The organism is Pseudomonas taiwanensis, assembly GCF_013393345.1.
Classification (GTDB): domain Bacteria; phylum Pseudomonadota; class Gammaproteobacteria; order Pseudomonadales; family Pseudomonadaceae; genus Metapseudomonas; species Metapseudomonas resinovorans_C.
Window position 1 is genome coordinate 24,171 of record NZ_QJRF01000050.1, and the last position, 19,864, is coordinate 44,034.

General features: G+C 65.2%; 20 protein-coding genes and 1 tRNA gene. 10 read left to right on the plus strand and 11 right to left on the minus strand.

Features of this window, described 5'->3' with window-relative positions; all coding sequences use genetic code 11:
• Positions 1 to 60 precede the first annotated feature (60 nt).
• Positions 61 to 813 carry a hypothetical protein gene (locus DM872_RS11025; protein WP_179059535.1) on the plus strand — a complete coding sequence of 251 codons (753 nt, stop codon included), beginning with the start codon at positions 61 to 63 and terminating at the stop codon, positions 811 to 813.
• A 221-nt stretch (positions 814 to 1,034) separates the two neighbouring features.
• On the opposite strand, the gene DM872_RS11030 is transcribed toward DM872_RS11025, so the two are convergent.
• Positions 1,035 to 1,559 carry an Mpo1 family 2-hydroxy fatty acid dioxygenase gene (locus DM872_RS11030; protein WP_179059536.1) on the minus strand — a complete coding sequence of 175 codons (525 nt, stop codon included), beginning with the start codon at positions 1,557 to 1,559 and terminating at the stop codon, positions 1,035 to 1,037.
• 84 nt (positions 1,560 to 1,643) lie between these two features.
• On the opposite strand from DM872_RS11030, the gene DM872_RS11035 reads away from it, so the two are divergent.
• Complete coding sequence (locus DM872_RS11035) at positions 1,644 to 2,339, plus strand: Crp/Fnr family transcriptional regulator (RefSeq protein ID WP_179059537.1); 696 nt, start codon at positions 1,644 to 1,646, stop codon at positions 2,337 to 2,339.
• A 28-nt stretch (positions 2,340 to 2,367) separates the two neighbouring features.
• On the opposite strand, the gene DM872_RS11040 is transcribed toward DM872_RS11035, so the two are convergent.
• On the minus strand, positions 2,368 to 3,381 hold the full coding sequence (locus DM872_RS11040) for an AraC family transcriptional regulator (protein ID WP_179059538.1): 1,014 nt from the start codon (positions 3,379 to 3,381) through the stop codon (positions 2,368 to 2,370).
• A gap of 100 nt (positions 3,382 to 3,481) precedes the next feature.
• Here DM872_RS11040 and DM872_RS11045 point away from each other — a divergent pair, with 100 nt between their 5' ends.
• Positions 3,482 to 4,555 (plus strand): fatty acid desaturase, encoded by a 1,074-nt coding sequence (locus DM872_RS11045; RefSeq protein WP_179059539.1) that lies wholly within the window; start codon positions 3,482 to 3,484, stop codon positions 4,553 to 4,555.
• Positions 4,556 to 4,651: 96 nt separating this feature from the next.
• Positions 4,652 to 4,816 carry a rubredoxin gene (locus DM872_RS11050; protein ID WP_077524539.1) on the plus strand — a complete coding sequence of 55 codons (165 nt, stop codon included), beginning with the start codon at positions 4,652 to 4,654 and terminating at the stop codon, positions 4,814 to 4,816.
• A 65-nt stretch (positions 4,817 to 4,881) separates the two neighbouring features.
• Here the strand turns inward: DM872_RS11050 and DM872_RS11055 are convergent, their stop codons facing one another.
• A complete protein-coding gene (locus DM872_RS11055) occupies positions 4,882 to 5,805 on the minus strand; it encodes an autotransporter outer membrane beta-barrel domain-containing protein (RefSeq protein ID WP_179059540.1) in 924 nt (307 codons plus the stop codon).
• 146 nt (positions 5,806 to 5,951) lie between these two features.
• On the opposite strand from DM872_RS11055, the gene DM872_RS11060 reads away from it, so the two are divergent.
• Positions 5,952 to 6,854, plus strand: coding sequence for a DMT family transporter (locus tag DM872_RS11060; protein WP_179059541.1), 903 nt, complete (start codon positions 5,952 to 5,954; stop codon positions 6,852 to 6,854).
• Positions 6,855 to 6,914: 60 nt separating this feature from the next.
• A complete protein-coding gene (locus DM872_RS11065; protein WP_179059542.1) occupies positions 6,915 to 7,835 on the plus strand; it encodes a LysR family transcriptional regulator in 921 nt (306 codons plus the stop codon).
• Here DM872_RS11065 and DM872_RS11070 read toward each other — a convergent pair.
• Entirely contained in the window at positions 7,824 to 8,396 is a 573-nt protein-coding gene (locus tag DM872_RS11070) for a TetR/AcrR family transcriptional regulator (protein WP_179059543.1), read from the minus strand. The two genes, DM872_RS11065 and DM872_RS11070, sit on opposite strands and share 12 nt — an antisense overlap.
• Before the next feature lie 187 nt (positions 8,397 to 8,583).
• Between DM872_RS11070 and DM872_RS11075 the strand changes: the two genes are divergently transcribed.
• From DM872_RS11075 to DM872_RS11085, 3 genes are all read left to right on the plus strand, one after another.
• Positions 8,584 to 9,174: a 2-hydroxychromene-2-carboxylate isomerase gene (locus tag DM872_RS11075; RefSeq protein WP_179059544.1), complete on the plus strand. Its 591-nt coding sequence runs from the start codon at positions 8,584 to 8,586 to the stop codon at positions 9,172 to 9,174.
• A gap of 80 nt (positions 9,175 to 9,254) precedes the next feature.
• Entirely contained in the window at positions 9,255 to 9,995 is a 741-nt protein-coding gene (locus tag DM872_RS11080; protein ID WP_179059545.1) for an SDR family oxidoreductase, read from the plus strand.
• Positions 9,996 to 10,100: 105 nt separating this feature from the next.
• A complete protein-coding gene (locus DM872_RS11085; RefSeq protein WP_179059546.1) occupies positions 10,101 to 10,691 on the plus strand; it encodes a 2-hydroxychromene-2-carboxylate isomerase in 591 nt (196 codons plus the stop codon).
• Here the strand turns inward: DM872_RS11085 and DM872_RS11090 are convergent.
• The 4 genes from DM872_RS11090 to gabD form a co-directional block, all read right to left on the minus strand.
• Entirely contained in the window at positions 10,652 to 11,908 is a 1,257-nt protein-coding gene (locus DM872_RS11090) for an HDOD domain-containing protein (RefSeq protein WP_179059547.1), read from the minus strand. The genes DM872_RS11085 and DM872_RS11090 overlap by 40 nt on opposite strands.
• Before the next feature lie 123 nt (positions 11,909 to 12,031).
• The gene (locus tag DM872_RS11095) at positions 12,032 to 13,243 is read right to left on the minus strand and encodes an HDOD domain-containing protein (protein ID WP_179059548.1); all 1,212 of its coding nucleotides are present in this window, start codon (positions 13,241 to 13,243) and stop codon (positions 12,032 to 12,034) included.
• A 300-nt stretch (positions 13,244 to 13,543) separates the two neighbouring features.
• Entirely contained in the window at positions 13,544 to 14,821 is a 1,278-nt protein-coding gene (gene gabT / locus DM872_RS11100) for a 4-aminobutyrate--2-oxoglutarate transaminase (RefSeq protein ID WP_077524532.1), read from the minus strand.
• Between the two features lie 169 nt (positions 14,822 to 14,990).
• Positions 14,991 to 16,442 carry an NADP-dependent succinate-semialdehyde dehydrogenase gene (gene gabD / locus DM872_RS11105; protein WP_179059549.1) on the minus strand — a complete coding sequence of 484 codons (1,452 nt, stop codon included), beginning with the start codon at positions 16,440 to 16,442 and terminating at the stop codon, positions 14,991 to 14,993.
• Positions 16,443 to 16,763: 321 nt separating this feature from the next.
• Between gabD and DM872_RS11110 the strand changes: the two genes are divergently transcribed.
• Positions 16,764 to 16,840, plus strand: a tRNA-Arg gene (locus DM872_RS11110).
• 59 nt (positions 16,841 to 16,899) lie between these two features.
• Here the strand turns inward: DM872_RS11110 and DM872_RS11115 are convergent.
• The 3 genes from DM872_RS11115 to DM872_RS11125 all read right to left on the minus strand — a co-directional run bounded on the left by DM872_RS11115 (position 16,900) and on the right by DM872_RS11125 (position 19,830).
• Complete coding sequence (locus DM872_RS11115) at positions 16,900 to 17,892, minus strand: asparaginase (RefSeq protein WP_179059550.1); 993 nt, start codon at positions 17,890 to 17,892, stop codon at positions 16,900 to 16,902.
• 62 nt (positions 17,893 to 17,954) lie between these two features.
• Positions 17,955 to 18,812, minus strand: a complete 858-nt coding sequence (locus DM872_RS11120) for an ABC transporter permease (protein ID WP_179059551.1) — start codon at positions 18,810 to 18,812, stop codon at positions 17,955 to 17,957.
• A gap of 4 nt (positions 18,813 to 18,816) precedes the next feature.
• Entirely contained in the window at positions 18,817 to 19,830 is a 1,014-nt protein-coding gene (locus tag DM872_RS11125) for an ABC transporter substrate-binding protein (protein ID WP_179059552.1), read from the minus strand.
• Positions 19,831 to 19,864: the final 34 nt, after the last annotated feature.

A 19,864-nucleotide genomic window follows, 5' to 3' on the forward strand; every position in this document is an offset into this window, starting at 1 on the left:
AGTAGGCTGTGCCGGCACCCCTATCGACTCCTCAGAACAACAAGAACAGGAGCACCCAACATGATCCGCAAGGTTCTGCTGTCCCCGCTGCTCGGCCTTCTCCTGGGCGTCGCCATGCCCATCCTCGCCGCCGAGCTTCCGCCCCTTGAACTGGTACAGGTTCACGCCAGCCGCGCCACGGCCAGCCTGCTGCTGTATCGCGGGGAAGGCTTCCAGGATGTCCATGCCGAACGAATGCGCAGCGACCTCAAGGCGCTGGATGCCGACTACCTGCGCATCTCCACGCCCAGCGAGGACTTGCGCAAGGCCCATGACGCATTTGTTACCCAGCTCGAACAGGGCGTTTCCTACGGCCACAAGGAAGAAGACGTGCCGTGGCGCTATCCCCAGGAGCTGTCCAAGGCATTGCGCGACCTCCTTATCGCCGCCCGCGCCCAGGCCGGCACCAGCGAGGCCGAGGCGCTGCCCGCCAAGGTCGAGTACCTCAACGTCCAGTACCTGAGCCGGTCCTACATCGGCACCTTCGAGATTTCCCGCGAGAACGGCGACACCTATATCGGCCAGGACGAACGCCGCCTGCTGCCGGCCATCGATGAGGAGTTGGCACCGCTGGATGAAAAGGCCGACCCGTCGCTGGCCAAGCTGAAGACGCGCTGGGGCTTCCTGCGGACCGCGCTGAACGACCTGAACAGCGGGAACAACACGATGGTCAGCGCCTCCGGCCGGCCCTACGCACCGATGATGGTGGACCGCCAGGCGCGGTCGATGAGTGGGCAGTTGCTGGTGTTGGGCAACCTTTCCCCCACGCCCTGAATTGCGGCACTAACCCTGTAGGGGCGAATTCATTCGCCAAGCAGGCCGAAGGCCTGCCGCTGTGGGAGCTTTGTAGGGTGGGCTTTAGCCCACGCTGACCCGCGACGGTGGGCTGAAGCCCACCCTACGAGCTGGATGGCCAGTGAGTGCCATGCGCGAGTCACCCCTCTCCCTCTGGGAGAGGGGCCGGGGGTGAGGGAAGTCGGATATCCCTCGATACATCAAACCGCCGCCTTCTTCTCCCGGATGCAAGTCGGGCCCGCACGCTCTTCCACCGCGTGCTCGACCTCCTTGCGCAGCCCCAGCAGGAAGCCCAGTTCGGCCACCACGAACAGCGGCCCGATGATCAGCCCGGTGAGATCATCGACGAAGGCCGGCTTGCGGCCCTCGTAGTAATGCCCGACGAACTGGATCACCCAGCCCACGACGAACAGCCCCAACCCGGCGCCGAGCCAGGTGGCGGTGCCCTGGACGGCGAGGGCCGCGCCGATCCACAGACTCACTGCCAGCAGCACGGCCATCACCAGGCCGTAACGCACATCGAGGCGGAAGTAGTAGAGCGCCGAAGCCAGGCTGACCAACGCCGCCGGCGACAACCAGAGGCCGAAGGCTTCCGTCCCCGGACGGGACAGCAAGACAGCGACGGCGACCACGATCAGCGGAATGCCGACGAAATGGGTCGCGATGTTGCGGCGGTCACGGTGGTACTCGGCGTACTGGCCAAGTTGGTCGATGAGGGTTTTCATTGTTGTGTCCTCAGGTTTGCAGGCAATTGCGCCGATAATGGCGCCATGCCCCAGACAACCTCTGTCAGCTAGCCGACAAAGACCATGACCGAATTCAAGCACCATCGCGACCTCCTGCTGACCGGCCAATGGTTCAGCCTGTTGCCCGCCGCCCTGCAGGACGAGCTCCTGGCCATGGCTCAGTTGCGCCGGCTGGAGCCTGGCCAGCGCCTGTTCCGCCGGGGCGATCCGCCCTGTGGACTCTATGCAGTGCTGGAGGGTGCGGTCCGCGTCGGGAGCATCAGCGAGAGTGGCAAGGAGGCCTTGCTGGTGCTGGTGGAACCGCCCCACTGGTTCGGCGAAATCTCCCTGTTCGACGGTCAGCCACGGACCCACGATGCCTTCGCCGACGGCCAGGTGACCCTGCTCCACTTACCCCAGGCGCCGCTGCTGGCCCTGCTCGAGCGACAGCCTTCGCGCTGGCGCGACTTCGCCCTGCTGATGAGCCAGAAGCTGCGCCTGGCGTTCATCGCCCTGGAGGAAATGAGCCTGCTGCCGGCACCCCAGCGCCTGGCGCGGCGGCTGCTGATGATCGCCGAGGGGTATGGCGGCCTGACGGTGCGCCGGCGCTCGATCCACCTTGCCCAGGAGCAACTGGCGTTGATGCTGTCGATCTCCCGCCAGACCACCAACCAGATCCTCAAGGAACTGGAGGCACAGGGTGCGTTGCGCCTGAATTACGGGGAGATCGAGATTCTCGATCCGGACCTGCTCAAGCGCGCAGCACAGGGCAAGGCGTAGCCCTTCAACTGTGGGAAACCAGCTGCGCTCAACGACCTGCGGTGAGGCTTTCGCGATACTGGCTCGGGCTCTGCCCCGTCCAGCGCTTGAAGGCGCGGCTGAAGCTGCTGGTGTCGGCGAAGCCGAGCAGGTAGGCGATCTCGCTGATGGAGCAGCGCGGGTCACGCATATGGACCAGCGCCAGCGCCTGGCGCGTATCGCCGAGAAGCTGCTCGTAGTTACAGCCCTCATCCGCCAGGTGCCGCTGCAGGCTGCGCAGGCTGAGGTGCAGGGATTGGGCGATGCGCTCGGCGGAAGGCTCGCCATTGGGCAACTGCGCCTCCAGGCAGGCCCGCACCTTGCGCGACCAGGTGGGCTGCTGAAGCTGCTCCAAGGTGCGCTTGAGCACCGCCTCGTTGTGCTCGGCCAGTTCCGCATTGGCATCGTCCAGCGGCCGTTCGAAATCCTCGGCGGCGAACTCCAGCAGGTTTTCCTCGGCACCGAAGACCAGCGGCGCGCGGAACACCTGGTGCCAGGGCTGCGGGTTCACCGGCTGCGGACGGCGCAGGTGTACGGCGAGCGGCGCGTAGTCCCGGCCGATACGATTGCGGCAGGTGCGCACGTAGATGGCGGCGAAGGCATCCACCGCTTCCGGCGCCGGCTCGAAACCGTCGTCACGCACCCGCAGACGGAACAGATAGCGCTCGCCCTGGCGACTGAGCTCCAGCTCCAGCGCGTCGCTGACCACCTGGTGGTATCGCACGATGCGTTCGAAGACTTCCCGCAGGCTGCCACTGGCCACCAGCGCGTAGCCCAGGGCGTGGAAGGTGGTGGGGCTGACGTAGGTGGAAATCTTCAGGCCAAGCGCCGGGTCGCCACTGGCCTCGACCGCCAATTGCCAAAGCCGGGTGGTGGCGGACAGGGGATAGCGTGCGTTGGGGTCGTCCATCAGCGCCGGGTCGAGCTGCGCCTGCCGGCACAGGTCGGCGCTGTCGAGGCCGAGCGCATCCAGCTGCTTGCGCAGGGCGCGGGTCCAACTGGCGAGGGTAGTGGGTTCGCTCATGCAGGTTGGCGTTTCCGGTCAACAGGTTGGCGTGCTCGGTCGGGCGCGACGGCAGCCCGGAACGGCACAGTAGAACCATCTCCAATAAGAGGATGGAAGCATGTCCGCCAAGCCCGCAAGCCCCCGCTCGCTGAATGACCAGCAGCGATCAGCGCATATTCGTGAAGTGGTGATGGCCCGCGGCAACGAGCTGCGCCAGCGCTACCCCGTGCTGAACCACCAGGACGCCATCGGCGCCGGCATTCTCGCCGTCGCCCTGGCCGGCATGCTGGGCTCCGCCCTGCTCTACCTGAACGACCAGATCGCCTGGTGGGCCTGCCTGCTACTCAACGCCTTCTTCGCCTCGCTGACCCACGAGCTGGAGCACGACCTGATCCACAGCATGTACTTCCGCAAGCGCAAGGTGCCGCACAACCTGATGATGGCGCTGGTCTGGATGGCGCGGCCGAGCACCATCAACCCCTGGGTCCGCCGCCACCTGCACCTCAACCACCACAAGGTTTCGGGCACGGAGACCGACCTGGAGGAACGTGCCATCACCAACGGCGAACCCTGGGGCCTGGCGCGGCTGCTGATGGTGGGAGACAACATCATGTCGTCGCTGATCCGCATGCAACGGGCCAAGACCTGGGCGCTGAAACGCAGCATCCTCTGGCGCACCCTGAAGGTCTACGCACCGCTGGCCCTGCTGAACTGGGGCACCTGGTACGCATTCCTCGGCTTCCACGTCATCGACACCCTGGCCTGGGCCCTGAATGCGCCCATCGCCTGGTCGCCAGGCACTCTGGAGGCGATGAACATCGTCAACATCGCGGTGGTGGTGCTGGTGGGCCCGAACGTGCTGCGCACCTTCTGCCTGCACTTCGTCAGCTCCAACATGCACTACTACGGCGACGTCGAACTGGGCAACGTGATCCAGCAGACCCAGGTGCTCAATCCCTGGTGGATGTGGCCGCTGCAGGCGTTCTGCTTCAACTTCGGCAGCACCCACGCCATCCACCATTTCGTGGTCAAGGAACCCTTCTACATCCGCCAGCTGACGGCGCCGGTGGCGCACCGGGTGATGCGCGAGATGGGCGTGCGCTTCAACGATTTCGGCACCTTCGCCCGCGCCAACCGCTGGAACCCGAAGGAGCACGCGGCCGAACAGCCAGCCCAACCCACCCTTGGATAGGGCACGGGCGACGCAACGCCGCCCCTATGATCGCGACACCGCGCGCTTCCGGGCGCGCGTCTTCCCCGAGCACAGCTGCAAGCATGAGGTAGCGGCATGAAAACCTGGATTTGTGTGGTCTGCGGCCTGATCTACGACGAAGCCAAGGGCTGGCCTGACGAGGGCATCCCCGCCGGCACCCCCTGGAACGACGTACCGGATGACTGGATCTGCCCGGACTGTGGCGTCGGCAAGAACGACTTCGATATGCAGGAAATCTGAGGACGACGCGATTCGAGGCTCTCTCGTAGGATGGGTTTCGCAAGCTCAACCCATCCTACAAGGGGTCAGAATCTCAGGCTCACCCGCGCCGTCAGGCCGTTGTCCCGCGCGTCCTCGGCGTAGGTGCCGTTGTAGAACAGCCCGGCGTAGGCCTGTTCGGTGAGCTGGTAATCCAACCCCGCATCCAGCCTGAAAGTGTCGCGGGTCAAGGCCACGGCGGCGCCGCTCTCATCTTCTAGTCGGCTATCGCTGTAGGCATGGCGCCAGCCGGAGCTGATGCGTGCCGTCAAGCGCCGCCCCGAAGCCAGTTCGATACGCGTGGTGCCGCGCAGGCCGAAGGTGCTGTAGCCGATTTCGTCGCGCTGGCTACCCAGGGCGCCGAGGGCGTCGCTGTCCTGCCGAACATAGGCCAGCTCGCTGAAACCCTCGGCACTGAAGTCGCGAAAATCCAGCGAGTAGCTGAGTTCGCCAAACACCTGGCCGCCATCGGCGTCGGCCCCGCGCCGGTCACCGTCGTGGCCGCTCCAGGCTGCCCCCAGTTTCACGCCGATCTGGTTGTAGATCTTTGTCCCGGCATAGGCCCCCAGGTGCAGGCTGTGGATATCCGCATCGACGTCCTGCACCTCCACCGAGGTAGCCGAATAGCCGCCCATGGCACCGATGAACCAGGTGACCAGCTTGCGCTCACTGCCGATCAGCAGTCCGCCGGTATCCCGCTCACGACGAGGTGCCCGGTGGTCTCCATCAGCCGAACCATGGCTGCCGAAGGCCCGCGCCCAGGCCGGCGACTGCCCCTCGTCCAGAGGCGGTTCGCGGAAGGAAAAGCGGATCTGCTGGATGCGCTCAGAGGCGGCGTCACGGAGGAAATGGCTGTCTTCCAGCAAGTAGGCGCGGCTCGACGCGGCCAGGGAATCGCCGAGGGCCGGCGCGCTCACAAGCAGGGCACAAAGTCCGGCAAAGGCAGCGCATGACGCTTGATCCTGACCCATGACGGGTATCTCCAGGCGGGGGCATGTGGATAACTCTAGCGGCATGCTGAGCAATTCAATTTCCCGAATCCACCCCCGAGTTTCTGATTTGCCGGAGATTTGCTGCGCTGGCGCAATGGCCGCCTGCACACAGAAGGAGCCTCGCCATGCGCCCATTGCTTTCTCCCGGCCTCAATGCCCACGTCTCGATGCTGCTCTGGGCAGTGCTGGTGGCGCTGTCTTTCTTCGCCGCCGCCGAGGTGAGCCCGGCGCTCGACGCGCTGCCGCTCACTGCGCTGCGCCTACTGCTGTCGGGAAGCCTGTTCCTGCCCTTCCTGCTGCTCCGCCATCCCGGTCTTCCTGGCGGGCGCGCACTGCTGGCCCACGTGGTACTGGGTGGCTTGCTCGCACTCTATTTCGGCAGCCTGTTCGAAGCGTTGAAACACACCAAGGCACTGGACACCGCGCTGCTGTATGTCAGCGTGCCGCTGCTGACCCTCGGCGGTGAACGCCTGCTGCTGGGTAAACCGGTGCTGCAACGACTGTGGCCAACCCTGATCGCTGCGCTTGGCGCCCTGGCCCTGCTCGGCCTCGACAATGCCCACTTCGATACCTATGGCTATACGGTCTACGCCATTGGCTGCCTGGCCATGGCGCTCTACGCCCCCCTCAGCCAGCGTCTGAAACCCTGGCTCGGCGCCGACCGGAGCGCCGCTTCCCTGGCTTGCGGCAATCTGTTGGCGGGCGGCCTGCTACTGGCCCTGGTCAGCACCCTCGGCCAGCGCTGGGATGGGCTGCAAGGCATGACCCTGCGCGACATCGGCTGGCTGTTCTACCTGGCCCTGACCGCCACCCTGGCGACCTTCTGGTTGCTGCACCGGGCCATCCACTGGCTGCCGCCGGCCACGGTGATCGCCTACAGCTACCTGAGTGGCCTGTTCGCCCTGCTGCTGCAAAGCTTCTGGCTGCACAAGGCGCCTGCGCCGCTGGCCTGGGCGGGTGCTGTACTGATCGTCCTCGGCATGCTCTGGCTGGCGCGGTTGAGCCCGGCGCGCACGGCGGCCGCCTGAGTGCTTGCCATGTCGACTGGCACGGGTTCTGATGGCGCTCCCGCCCAATGGAACCCGGCCATGCTGCTCGCGAACGGACTGCGCAAGATCGATATCCAGGACCTGCTGGTGTTTCTCGAAATTCATGAGCGGCAGCACCTGGGGGACGTGGCGGAAGTACTGAACCTCAGCGCCTCCAGCGTCAGCTACAGCCTGAAGAAACTGCGCGGCACCCTCGACGATGAACTCTTCATCGCCACCCGCAGCGGCATGCGCCCCACCCGCAAGGCAATGGCCATGCGCCCCCACGCGCGCGCCATGATCGAATTGATGAACGCCTGCTTCAGCGAGTCCCGCGCCTTCGACCCCAGCCAGGCACCGCGCACCTTCCGCCTCTGCGCGCCGGAGTATTTCGAGCTGCTGATCCTGCCGCCATTGCTGCGCCGGCTGAGCGACGCCGGCTACCCGGTCAGCCTTGACGTTCAACGCCTCGGGCGCGAAATCCCCGCCGAGGCGCTGGTTCACGGGGAACTGGACCTGGCCCTGGGATTCGGCCCGCACCAGCACCGCGCCCATCCCGGACTGGTAAGCCTGGCGCTACTGAAAGATGACTTGCTCTGCGTACGCGCCGCCGGCACTGCGGTCGTGGAGGATCTGGATGCCTTCTGTGCGCGGCGCCAGGTATTTCCCACGCCCTGGGACTCGGACCGCAACATGATCGATGGTTGGCTGCAGCAGCAGGGCCGCTCGCGACAGATCGCCGCCCGGACCAACAACTACCTGGCGGCCTTGCAACTGATCCCCGCCAGCGAGCTGCTGATGGTCATGCCGGCGCGCGTTCATGAACGCCTGGGCGACGCCCGTACCGCGACGAGCCGGCTGCCCGACTTGCCGAGCTTTTCCCTGGAACTCCTCTGGGCGCAGCCTTTCGATCAGGACCCCGCGAATGTCTGGCTGAGGGAGCAGATTCTGAGCGTCTGCGCGGAGCAGTCACTTCTGTAGCCGGTCATCCACCACCCGACCGAGGAAACCCCGGCTGGCATCCAGCACTTCGGCCTGGATCTCTTCGCGGGCGAGCATGCGCGCCACCACCAGGGCCCCGACGCACTGGGAAATCAGCGCCCAGGCCAGTTCGCGGTCTTCGAGGATATCCGCCCAGGCGCGCTGCAACTGCAGCATCCAGTGCTCGGCCTCCTCGCGCACGGAAAGATCGGCGCGAGCGATTTCTGCCCCCAGCGCGGGGATGGCGCAGCCCGTGTCGGGGTTCTGCAGATGGGCCATGCTCAGGTAGCGGTCGAGGCAGCGCTCCAGCTTGTCGCGGCAGAAGCCTTCGCCACGAGCGACATGGCCGATCAGGCTTTGCGAAAGCTCGCGCTGGACGATGGCGGTGAAGAGGTCGTTCTTCGACGGGAAGTGGCTGTAGAAAGCGCCACCGGTGAGGCCAATGGCTTTCATCAGGCCGTCGACGCCGGTGGTGGAAAACCCGCCGCGCTTGGCGATCGAACCGCTGCTTTCCAGCAGCTTCTGGCGGGTTTCTTCCTTGTGGGTGGCTGAGTAACGCACGACGACCTCCGGTGGACTGGCTTGACGCGTTGGCGAGCATAGCATAACGTCCGTTCAGCTAACGATCGTTTATCAATAAATCCACGGCCGCCCAGGCTTGGTGTGCAACTTGGTCCGGATACCAGCAAGAGCGCATCAACCGCAGGAAAAATGGGCGCTACCGATACCTAAAGGCAAGGGACGCGAAATGAACAATTCCGTTGAGTTCTTCTTCGACTTTGTAAGCCCGACGAGTTATCTGGCTAACACCCAGCTTCCATCGATATGCGTCGGAGCTGGTGCCCGACTGGTTTACCGCCCGGTCTTCTTGCGCACCCTCTTCGAAGCCACCGGTAACAGCTCACCCGTTCGAATCCCAGCCAAAGGCCGCTATTTGTTCAATGACTTCCAACGCTTTGCTAAACGCTACGACGTCGCGTTGTCATTCAATTCGAATTTTCCGATCAACACCTTGCCGCTGATACGCGGAGCCATCGCCTTGCAACTGCAAGGTGATGAGCGCTTTACAGACTATCTGGAGGCAATGTTCCGGGCCATCTGGGTTGAAGCACGAGACCTGAACGACCCAGTTGTGATTGCCGAAACGCTGCACGAGAACGGCTTCGACCCGGAAATGTTTCGAGCCAACGCGTCGAGTGAGGAGATCGACGCCTTACTAGAAGCGAATATCAAGGACGCGGTAGCACGCGGCGTATTTGGCGTGCCAACCATGTTTGTCGGCGATGAAATGTTTTTCGGTCAAGACCGGCTGGACTTCGTGTCTGAGGCCTTGGCCTGAAAAATTCCAGCAGTGGCGGCGGGCCCACCCGGACTCGATCGCCGTCCATATCCGCAACAACTACCTGGAGAGCACCCACCATGGCGTCAACGGGCAACAACAAGAAAGTCGTACTGGTAATTGGTGCAGGCGACGCCACGGGCGGTGCCATCGCCCGGCGCTTTGCCCGCGAGGGATACGTCGCCTGCGTGACCCGACGCAGCGCCGACAAGCTGCAGCCGTTGGTGGATGCGATTCGCGCCGAAGGTGGCGAGGCTCACGGCTTCGCCTCAGATGCGCGCAAGGAAGAGGATGTTGCGCAACTGGTGGAAACTATCGAGCGCGACATCGGCCCCATCGAAGCCTTCGTCTTCAACATCGGCGCCAATGTGCCCTGCAGCATCCTTGAAGAGACGGCGCGCAAGTACTTCAAGATCTGGGAGATGGCCTGCTTCTCCGGCTTCCTCACCAGCCAGGCGGTGGCCCGTCGCATGGTCACCCGCGAGCGCGGCACCATCCTCTTCACCGGCGCCACCGCCGGCCTGCGCGGTGCCGCCGGGTTTGCCGCCTTCGCCGGCGCCAAGCATGGCATCCGCGCCCTGGCCCAGAGCATGGCGCGCGAGTTGGGACCACGGGGCATCCACGTCGCCCATGTGGTGGTGGACGGTGCCATCGACACCGAATTCATCCGCGACAACTTCCCCGAGCGTTACGCACTGAAGGATCAGGACGGCATTCTCGACCCCGAGCACATCGCCGAAAACTACTGGTACCTGCACAGCCAGCCGCGCGATGCGTGGACGTTCGAGCTGGATCTGCGGCCCTGGATGGAGCGCTGGTAACCCTGTAGGAGCGAGCTTGCTCGCGAAATGCCCCGCACGGCCTCGTTCGCGAGCAAGCTCGCTCCTACCTGGTCGTAGCCGATAACCAACGACGAGAATGCACCCATGACCAAAACGGTCGAATTCTTCTTCGACCTCGGCAGCCCGGCCAGTTACCTGGCCTGGACCCAGCTGCCGGGGATCTGCGCCAGGACTGGCGCCACGCTGCGTTACCGCCCGATGCTGCTGGGCGGGGTGTTCCAGGCCACCGGTAATGCCTCGCCGGCCGCAGTCCCGGCCAAGGCGCGCCACACCATGATCGACATGCAGCGCTTCGCCCGTCGCTATGGCGTGCCGATGCACTTCAACCCCTTCTTCCCCATCAACACGCTGACGCTGATGCGCGCCGCCATCGGCGTGCAAATGCGCCAGCCGGAGCGCTTCGGGGCTTACCTGGATGCGATGTTCCGCGCGCTCTGGCAGGACAAGCGCAATCTCGGCGACCCCGCCGTGCTGGCTGCCGTCCTGCAGGAAGCCGGCTTCGATCCCCAGGTGATGCTGGCGCTGGTGGGCGATCAGGAGGTGAAGGACGCGCTCAAGGCCGCTACCGAGGAAGCGGTGAAGCGCGGCGTATTCGGCGCGCCCACCTGCTTCGTCGGCGAAGAGATGTACTTCGGTCAGGACCGGCTGGATTTCGTCGAGGAGGCACTGGCCTGAGCTGACACCGCGAGATTCGGCAGCGACGCCAGCAGTGCGGCGTCGAGGCCGAGCATCCGCGCGGCCTTGTGATTGGCGAGCTGCGCTGCGTCTTCGCCTTCCGGAAGTTCGGCGGCCAGCTTGGCGATGTGCACGATGAGCGCGTCCTTTGAATAGACTCCGCCGCCCAACTGGTATGCGGCAGCAATCAGTTGGCGCAGTTCCAGGGGCAGGCGCCAGCGCGTGCGAAGGGCCGAACCGAACGGCGCGGCGTGGATGCGCAGAGCCTCCTCCACCTGCTCGGCGGTCAACTCTTCGCCACCCAGGTCACGCCAGCTCTGGATACTGCGCAGTACCGCCAGATCACCCAGCAAGTGCAGCAGGCCCGCCGCGTAGCAACGCTCACCATCCCCTTCCAGGCATTGGGCCAGCCAACGTGCCAGCTCGGCGGTGCGTTGGCATTGCTGCCAGATGCGCTCGCCATGGGGTAACAGCAGCGGATCGGTGAGGTCGACGCTGCGTTGCAACGCCAGCCCCAGCGCGAGGTTGAGGCTGTGCTGCGACCCCAGCCGGCCCAGGGCTTGCTCCAGGGTCTGGCAGCTATTGCCGAGGTGCTGGCCCGCGCTGTTCGCGGCGGCGATCAACTGCCCGGTAAGCTGCGGGTCCTGAAGAAACAGCGGCTGCAGCTCGGCCAGGTCGCGTTGGTGGGCCTGCATGGCGTGGTCCAGTGCCTCACGCACGACTTTCAGCAACGGCGCACCGGATGAGGTTTCCCTCGCCTCGGCCAGATACTCCTCCAGGCGCTGCATGGGCGGGCTGGACGGCAGCGGGCAGGCGACCTCCTCGCCCGGTTCCAGCAGCAGATTGCGCAGGCGCTGCAACAGGTCCTCGGCATTGAAGGGCTTGGCCAGGTAGGCGGTGGGGGCCAGCGGCAAGGCGGCGCGAACGCTGGAGGCGTCCACCCGATCAGTGATCAGGAAGAAGGGGACGGGCGGATGGCGACGCTGGCGCCGGACTTCGCGCAGCAGCTCCAGGCCACCGATGCCCGGCAGGCCATAGTCGACGATCAGCAGGTCAGGCCAGCTCGCACTGCAATGCTCGAGCACACTCTGGCTGTCCTGCAGCACCTCGAGATGTGCATCGCAACGCGCCTTGCGCACCAGCTCGACAAGCAGCTCGGCACTCCAGCGATCAGGGTCGGCAATCAGCACCTTGGGTGCCCGTAGGGTTTCAGCCATGCATGGCCTCGGTTATCCAGTTCCGTGCAACTCCCGGAGAAAATCCTGTACGGCTCGTACAACTGTTACGGGCACTTCAGCAGACTAGACAATGCCGGTGCCCGCGCGCCAGCCCGGACGGCGTCAGGACAGCAGGCGCGCCGGGAGACGCTCCAGCAGTGCCGGATCGAGCCGCAGCAGGCGCGCCGCGCGCTCGTCCATCAGGCCTGCCGGCGCTTCGCCGTGCGGCAGGCGCAGCAGGACGGCGCAGAGGTTGAGTACCAGGGCCTCGCGGGAGAACACGCCCGCGCCCAGACCGTGGAAAGCCGCCACCAGTTCGCGCAGGCCGAAAGGCAGACGCCAACGGATGCGCAGGGCCGAGCCGAAGCCCGCTGCCCTTCGCTGCATCACATCCTGCAGTTCTTCGTTGCCGAGGCTGCCGCCGGCGTCCTGCCAGTCCTGCAGGCTGCGCAGCAGAGCCAGTTCGCCCATGTTGTGCAACAGTCCGGCGGTGTAGCAGAGCTCGGCGTCCAGCTCCAGTTCGCTGGCCATCCAGTAGCCCAGTTCGGCGCTGCGTTGGGCGGCCTGCCAGACCAGATCGGCCAGCTCCGCCAGGCGCGGGTCGTGCAGCCGGGCGTTACGCTGCAGGGCCATACCAAGGACGAGATTGAGCACGCGGGTGACGCCGAGCCGCTGCATGGCCTGAGCCAGCGTCTGACAGGGCATCCCGAGGTGTTGGGCGGCGCTGTTGGCGGCGGCGATCAGCCGCGCCGTGATCTGCGGGTCGCGGGAGAAGATTTCGTCGAGGTCGCGCAGATCGACCTGATCGGCCTGCAGGCACTGGCTGACCGCCTCGCGCACATCATCCAGCAACGGTGCGCCCTGCCCCTCTTCGCGCACGCTGTCGAGGTATTCCTTGAGGCTGTTTACCAGCAGCGCAGGCACCTGCTGGCCGACGGCGGATTCACTGGCCGGCAGCAGGGTGCTGAGACGCTTTCGCAGCTTGGCGGCATTGAAGGGTTTGCCGAGGTAAGCGGAGGGTGCCAGCGGCCGCACCGCCCGCACGCTGGCGGCATCCACGCGGGCGCTGATCAGGACGAAGGGCAATGCCGGTGTGCGCGGGTGGCGGCGCAGCTGACGCAGCAGTTCGACGCCATCGATGCCGCCCAACTCGCCATCGGCGATCACCAATTCCGGCAGACGCCGCTTGCAACGCGCCAGCGCCTCGCGGCCGTCAGCCACCTGCACCACCTTGGCATCACCGCGGATGTCCAGGACCAACTGGGCCAGCAGATCGGCCGTCCACGGGTCGGCCTCGGCAATCAGGATTTCCGGGACCTGGGCGGTGGAGGGCATGGCTACCTCGAATGGCGGAAGGGTCGTCCCTGACAACCCATCGCCAAGCCAGGAATTGGCTGAAGGAGGGGTCTGATTCGTCGTCAGAAGTGAAGCGAGCAGTCTAAACCGCGGCTTGGGGGCGGGATAGTGGTGTAGACCAAGGTTGAACGCAGCGCAGGAAAGCTCCAGCGGCACGAAGCATCGCCCGCACCTGTAGGGGCGAATTCATTCGCCAAGCAAGCCGAAGGTCGGCCAGCAACCATTCCCGCAGGCAAAAAAAGACCCGCCGAAGCGGGTCTCTTTTCACTACCTGAGCAATCAGGCCAGTTCGTCGAAGCACTCGGCGACAATGGCGATGCCCTTGTCCAGTTGTGCGTCGGGAATGGTGACCGGCATCAGGAAGCGGATGACGTTGTAGTAGGTGCCGCAGGACAGCAGGATCAGGCCCTTCTCGCGAGCCTTGGCCACGATCTTGCCAACCAGTTCGGCAGCCGGCTTGCTTTCGTCGCCGCCTTCGAACAGCTCGATGGCAACCATCGAACCCAGGCCACGAACATCGCCGATAACCTTGTGCTTGGCTGCGATTTCACGCAGGCCGGCCTTCAGGCGCTCGCCTACAGCCTGGCTGCGCTCCAGCAGTTTCTCTTCGTCGAACACTTTCATCACAGCCAGGGCTGCGGCGCACGCGATCGGGCTGCCGGCATAGGTGCCGCCCAGGCCGCCGGGAGCGATGCTGTCCATGACTTCGGCCTTGCCGACGACGCCGGAGATCGGGAAGCCACCGCCAACGGACTTGGCGAAGGTGGTCAGGTCAGGCACGACGCCCAGTTGTTCGGTGGCGAAGAAGGTGCCGGTACGGCCAGCGCCAGTCTGCACTTCGTCGGCGATCAGCAGGATGCCGTGCTGGTCGCACAGGGCGCGCAGACGCTGCATGAACGGCTTGGAGTTGACGTAGAAGCCACCTTCGCCCTGAACCGGCTCGATGATGATGGCAGCGATGTCCTGCGGCTGGGCATCGTTCTTGAAGATGCGCTCGATGCTGGCGATGGACTCGTCTTCGCTGATGCCGTGCAGTTCGCACGGAGCCAGGGCACGGAACACGCCGCCCGGCATCAGGCCCATGCCGGCGGAGTACGGAACCACCTTGCCGGTCAGGGACAGGGTCATCATGGTGCGGCCGTGGTAGGCGCCGGTGAAGGCAATCACGCCGGCACGGCCGGTGGCGCCGCGGGCGATCTTCACGGCGTTCTCAACGGCTTCGGAGCCGGAGGTCACCAGCAGGGTCTTCTTGGCGAAGTCGCCCGGTACGCGCTTGGCGATCTCTTCGCAGAGCTCGATGTAGGGCTCGTAGGCCAGAACCTGGAAGCAGGTGTGGGTCAGCTTGGTCAGCTGCTCCTGAACGGCCTCGATCACCTTCGGGTGCAGGTGGCCGGTGTTCAGTACGGCGATACCGCCGGCGAAGTCGATGTACTCGCGACCGTCGACGTCCCAGACGGTGGCGTTTTCGGCGCGCTCGGCGACGATCGGGTGGATCTGGCTAACACCGCGGGCAACGGCAGCGGCACGGCGTTTCAGCAGGGATTCGTTCTTGCTCATAAGTTCCTCACGGCCGCTCATCGGGCGGCGCACTCTCAAGGATTAATGCCCCCGGTAGGGGCCAGCGCAGCATTCGATGATCGACTGCGCGGGCTTGCCGGAGGCTCGCTTGCTTTAGGGGTGGAGCTGGGGCGCCGCGCGCTCTTTCGCGCCTTGCCCCGTCTTTGGATCAGATACCGCCGAGGCAGAGATACTTGATCTCCAGGTAGTCCTCGATGCCGTATTTGGAACCTTCGCGGCCCAGGCCAGAGGCCTTCACGCCGCCGAAGGGCGCCACTTCGTTGGAGATCAGGCCGGTGTTGATACCCACCATGCCGTACTCCAGGGCCTCAGCCACGCGGAACACGCGGCCCAGGTCACGGGCGTAGAAATAGGAAGCCAGGCCGAACTCGGTGTCGTTAGCCATTGCCACGACATCGGCCTCGTCCTTGAAGCGGAACAGCGGAGCCAGCGGGCCGAAGGTTTCTTCCTTGGCCACGGCGGCGTTCTTCGGCACGTCGACCAGGATGGTCGGCTCGAAGAAGGTGCCACCCAGGCTGTGCGGCTTGCCGCCGGCAACCACTTTGGCGCCCTTGGAAACGGCGTCGGCGATGTGCTCCTGGACCTTGGCCACGGCCTTCTCGTCGATCAGCGGGCCAGTGGTGGTGCCATCTTCCAGGCCGTTGCCGATCTTCAGCTTGGCCACAGCGGCCTTCAGCTTCTCGGCGAAGGCGTCATAGATGCCGTCCTGAACATACAGGCGGTTGGCGCAGACGCAGGTCTGGCCGTTGTTGCGGTACTTGGAGATCAGCGCGCCTTCTACAGCAGCGTCCAGATCGGCGTCATCGAAGACGATGAAGGGTGCGTTGCCGCCCAGTTCCAGGGATACCTTCTTGATGTCCTTGGCGCATTCGGCCATCAGCTGGCGACCGATTTCGGTGGAGCCGGTGAAGGACAGCTTGCGCACGACCGGGTTGCTGGTCAGCTCGCCGCCGACTTCGCCAGCGCTGCCGGTGACCACGCTCAGCACGCCTTTCGGAATGCCGGCACGCTCGGCCAGTTCGACCAAGGCCAGGGCGGAGTACGGAGTCTGGGAAGCGGGCTTGATCACCATGGTGCAGCCGGCGGCCAGAGCCGGGCCGGCCTTGCGGGTGATCATCGCAGCGGGGAAGTTCCACGGGGTTATGGCAGCGGTCACACCGATCGGCTGCTTGATCACGATCAGGCGCTTGTCGGGCTGGTGGCCGGGGATCACGTCACCGTAGACGCGCTTGGCTTCTTCGGCGAACCACTCGATGAAGGAAGCGGCGTAGGCGATCTCGCCCTTGGCTTCGGCCAGCGGCTTGCCTTGTTCGATGGTCATCAGGCGGCCCAGGTCGTCCTGGTTCTCCATCAGCAGTTCGAACCAGCGACGCAGTTTGTTGGCGCGTTCCTTGGCGGTCAGCGCACGCCAGGCCGGCAGAGCACGCTCGGCAGCCTCGATGGCGCGGCGGGTCTCGGCGGTGCCCATCTTCGGCACGGTGCCGATGATTTCGCCAGTGGCCGGGTTGTTGACCTTGATGGTCTGGCCGCTGTCGGCGTCCAGCCAGGTGCCGTCGATATAGGCTTGCTGGCGGAACAGCTTGGCGTCTTTCAATTGCATCTCTGTCTCCTTCACACCGGCGCTGCACGGGCACCGGGGCAGGTTGTGGTTCTTCAGCCAATGCGGGATTGGCCAGGACGGAGTGATTGGAACGGCCCGACTTATGGAGGGGCGAGGGGGCGTTTGAAATCTCAAACGGAATCCTAGGGTGCGAAAAACTTAAGGGCAATAGGCCGTTCGATAAAATCAACAAAAAGTGGGTGCAGTTTGTCGAAATCCTGATCAAAGATGACCAGAAGCGGCACCATCGTTCAACATTGCGAACAAGGTTATGCCGCATGGACGCAAGGGTCTGACATGGGTATCATGGCGCCCCCATACGCATCCGTAGCTCAGCTGGATAGAGTACTGCCCTCCGAAGGCAGGGGTCGTGGGTTCGAATCCCGCCGGATGCGCCAAATCAGAAAGCCCGCCTAGTGCGGGCTTTCTCGTTTCTGCTCGTCAGACGGGCGCGCTGTCAGCCAACCGATTCCCCGCAAAGGTCGAGCGCAAGCCAGCGCTCCACTTCTGCCTGGGCAAGGCCGGCGCCAAGCAGGCTGAAAAGCTTGGCCAGGGCGGCTTCGCGGGTCATGCCGTCGCAGGAGACCAGGCCGCTGCTGGCCAACTGGCTGCCAGCGGCATAGACGCCGAACTCCACCGAGCCCTCCGGACATTGGCTGATGGCGGCCAGGACCACGCCGCGCGCATGGGCGTCCTTGAGGACGCTGAGGAATTCGGCGTTGTCCGAAGGGCCGGTGCCGCTGCCATAGCATTCCAGCAGGAGCCCCTGGACGCCGCTCTCCAGCACCGCGCGCAGCTGCGTGGCGGCGAGGCCGGGAAACAGCGGCTGCACGGCGAGACTCACCGGCCGGCGCTGCACGCGGTAGTCCAGTTCGGCCGGGAATGTCGACGCGCGCTGCCCAGTGCGCGAACGGCGGGCCTCGATGAAGGCGTCGAAGGCATTGCTCTTCTGCTTGCTGGCGCGGGCGCCATTGAGCAGCAGGCCGTTGAAGTAAAGGTGCACGCCGGGGACGACGCCCGTAGCCAGCAGCGCCAGGGCGCCGAACAGGTTGGGCCAGGCGTCGCCGCCTTCGACACCGGCGGGCTGCATCGAGCCGGTGAGCACGACCGGCACCCGGAGACCGAGGAGCAGGAAGGACAGCGCAGCGGCGCTGTAGGCCAGGGTGTCGGTGCCATGCAACACCAGCACCGCGTCGCAACCGTCCTGCTCCACGCCTTCGACGATGGCATTGCGCAGGGTCAGCCAGTTGGTCTGGGTCATGTTGGCGCTGTCCAGCAGCGGCAGCAGTTCCCGGAACACCCACGGTGGTGTCGGACGCTGCGGCTGCGCGGCCTGCTCGGCGCGCAGCCGGGCCTCGAATCCCGAGGCTGGTGCCAGGCCGGCTTCGGTCATCTGCATGCCGATGGTGCCACCGGTGTAAAGCACCAGGAGTTTGCGGGCGGGGGACATGGTTTCTCCGTTCTTGTTGGTACTGCAGTCCCCCGCATCCTAATCCCGCGCCTCCCGGCGGCCTACCTGATTCTGCCGTCCCGTTGCGCCGGATCGCCGTAGCCCTGGGTGATGCGATCGATCACCACGGCCAGCGCCACGATGGCCAGGCCCGCCTCGACACCCAGTCCCACGTTCAGGGTCTGGATGCCGGTCAGCACGTCCTCGCCCAATCCACGAGCACCGATCATGGACGCGACCACCACCATGGAGAGGGCCATCATCACCGTCTGGTTGAGGCCGGCCATGATGGTCGGCAGGGCCAGGGGCAACTGCACGTGGCGCAGGCTCTGCCAACGGTTGGCGCCCAGGCAGGCGGCAGCCTCGGTGACCGAAACGTCGACCTGGCGGATACCCAGTTCGGTGAGACGGATCAGCGGTGGCAGGGCATAGACCAGGGTGGCAAAAATGGCCGGCACCTTGCCCAGACCAAAGAGCATCAACACTGGAATCAGATAGACGAAGCTGGGCAGCGTCTGCATGACATCCAGCAGCGGCATCAGCAGGCGGCGCGCCAGTGGCTTGCGCGCCAGGAGGATGCCGATGGGCACGCCAATCAGAACGCTCAGCAAGGTGGCCACCAACACCAGGGCGCAGGTCTGCAGCAGCTTGTCCCAGAGTCCGACCACGCCGATGAGAAAGAGCAGCCCCACCAGCACGGCCGCCCGACGCCAGCTGCGCGAGGCATGCCAGGCGAGGCCGCCAACCAGGGCCAGAAGCAGCCACCAGGGACAGAGGCGCAGCAGGCCTTCGATGCCGGCGACCAGTTGCAGCAGGTGGTCGGAGACCTCGCGGAAGGCATCGCCGTAATGGAGAACGAGCCAGTCGACGAAGCGATTCACCGCGTCGGCAATGGAGTAGTGCAGGGCTTGCGGGAACATGGCGTCAAAGGCTCCCGCTCACGCGCGCAGCGACGTCGGCCGGCACCCATGCCTGCCAGATGGCCGGCTGTTCGCGAAGGAAACGTTCGGCGACCTGCCGCGGTGGCAGTCGCTTCTCGCTCATGTCCGCCAGGTTGCTGTTGAGTAGCCCGATGGGCAGGTCGACTTTCTCGAAAAAGGCCACCAGCTCGGGGTACTCGGCGCGGAAGGGTGCGGAGACGCCGATGGTCAGCCGCGCCGGCATGGAGCGCGTGCCACGCGGGTTGGGGTATCGCGCATCGGCCAGGGTTTTCCACGCCGCGGCGTCGAACGGTGGCTCCTCCAGCTGTACCAGCTTGTAGCGGCCCAGCAGCGGGGTCGGCGACCAATAGTAGAAGAGCACCGGTTTGCCACGGCGGATGGACGAGCTGATTTCAGCATCCAACGCGGCGCCGGAGCCCGTGCGGAAATTCACGAAGCTGTCGGTCAGGCCATAGGCCTTGAGCTTCTGGCTGTTGACGATTTCCGAAGTCCAGCCGGTGGGGCTGTTGAGGAAACGGCCCTTCTCCGGACTTTCCGGGTCGCTGAAGACCGCCTTGTAGCGCGGCAAGTCCGCTACCGAGCGCAGGTCCGGTGCCAAGGCTGGGATGCCACGCTCCGGGTCGCCCTTGATCACGTATTCGGGCACCCACCAGCCTTCGGTGGCGTGCTTGACGGTATCGCCGAGGGCGAACACCTTGCCCTCGCCTTCGGCCTTGATCCAGGCCGGGCTGCGTCCGGCCCATTCCTCGCCAATGACTTGCACGTCGTCCCGGGCCAGCGCCGCCTCCAGGCTGACGGTGCTGCCGGGCAGCGTCTCGGTGCGGTAGCCGTAGCCTTTTTCCACGAGCAGGCGAAGCAGCTCGGTGATCAGGCTGCCGCTCTCCCAGGTGAGGTCGGCGAAATGGATGGGTTGGCGCTGCTCCGCCGCCGGCAGGGGCTGCGCGAGCAGCCCCAGGACCAGCAGCGAGCCGCCCAGCAGGTTCTTGATGTTGGTCATGGGCACCTCATAGCGTCCTTGGATGGGTGACCGG

Bases quoted from the DNA above. Each gene is read 5' to 3' on its own strand.
- DM872_RS11040 (WP_179059538.1), bottom strand. From the start codon at position 3,381: ATGAGCGAACCCACTACCCTCGCCAGTTGGACCCGCGCCCTGCGCAAG.
- DM872_RS11065 (WP_179059542.1), top strand. From the start codon at position 6,915: ATGCTGCTCGCGAACGGACTGCGCAAGATCGATATCCAGGACCTGCTG.
- DM872_RS11025 (WP_179059535.1), top strand. From the start codon at position 61: ATGATCCGCAAGGTTCTGCTGTCCCCGCTGCTCGGCCTTCTCCTGGGC.
- DM872_RS11090 (WP_179059547.1), bottom strand. From the start codon at position 11,908: ATGGCTGAAACCCTACGGGCACCCAAGGTGCTGATTGCCGACCCTGAT.
- DM872_RS11045 (WP_179059539.1), top strand. From the start codon at position 3,482: ATGTCCGCCAAGCCCGCAAGCCCCCGCTCGCTGAATGACCAGCAGCGA.
- DM872_RS11120 (WP_179059551.1), bottom strand. From the start codon at position 18,812: ATGTTCCCGCAAGCCCTGCACTACTCCATTGCCGACGCGGTGAATCGC.
- DM872_RS11080 (WP_179059545.1), top strand. From the start codon at position 9,255: ATGGCGTCAACGGGCAACAACAAGAAAGTCGTACTGGTAATTGGTGCA.
- DM872_RS11050 (WP_077524539.1), top strand. From the start codon at position 4,652: ATGAAAACCTGGATTTGTGTGGTCTGCGGCCTGATCTACGACGAAGCC.
- DM872_RS11085 (WP_179059546.1), top strand. From the start codon at position 10,101: ATGACCAAAACGGTCGAATTCTTCTTCGACCTCGGCAGCCCGGCCAGT.
- DM872_RS11060 (WP_179059541.1), top strand. From the start codon at position 5,952: ATGCGCCCATTGCTTTCTCCCGGCCTCAATGCCCACGTCTCGATGCTG.
- DM872_RS11095 (WP_179059548.1), bottom strand. From the start codon at position 13,243: ATGCCCTCCACCGCCCAGGTCCCGGAAATCCTGATTGCCGAGGCCGAC.
- DM872_RS11030 (WP_179059536.1), bottom strand. From the start codon at position 1,559: ATGAAAACCCTCATCGACCAACTTGGCCAGTACGCCGAGTACCACCGT.
- gabT (WP_077524532.1), bottom strand. From the start codon at position 14,821: ATGAGCAAGAACGAATCCCTGCTGAAACGCCGTGCCGCTGCCGTTGCC.
- DM872_RS11075 (WP_179059544.1), top strand. From the start codon at position 8,584: ATGAACAATTCCGTTGAGTTCTTCTTCGACTTTGTAAGCCCGACGAGT.
- DM872_RS11055 (WP_179059540.1), bottom strand. From the start codon at position 5,805: ATGGGTCAGGATCAAGCGTCATGCGCTGCCTTTGCCGGACTTTGTGCC.
- gabD (WP_179059549.1), bottom strand. From the start codon at position 16,442: ATGCAATTGAAAGACGCCAAGCTGTTCCGCCAGCAAGCCTATATCGAC.
- DM872_RS11125 (WP_179059552.1), bottom strand. From the start codon at position 19,830: ATGACCAACATCAAGAACCTGCTGGGCGGCTCGCTGCTGGTCCTGGGG.
- DM872_RS11115 (WP_179059550.1), bottom strand. From the start codon at position 17,892: ATGTCCCCCGCCCGCAAACTCCTGGTGCTTTACACCGGTGGCACCATC.
- DM872_RS11035 (WP_179059537.1), top strand. From the start codon at position 1,644: ATGACCGAATTCAAGCACCATCGCGACCTCCTGCTGACCGGCCAATGG.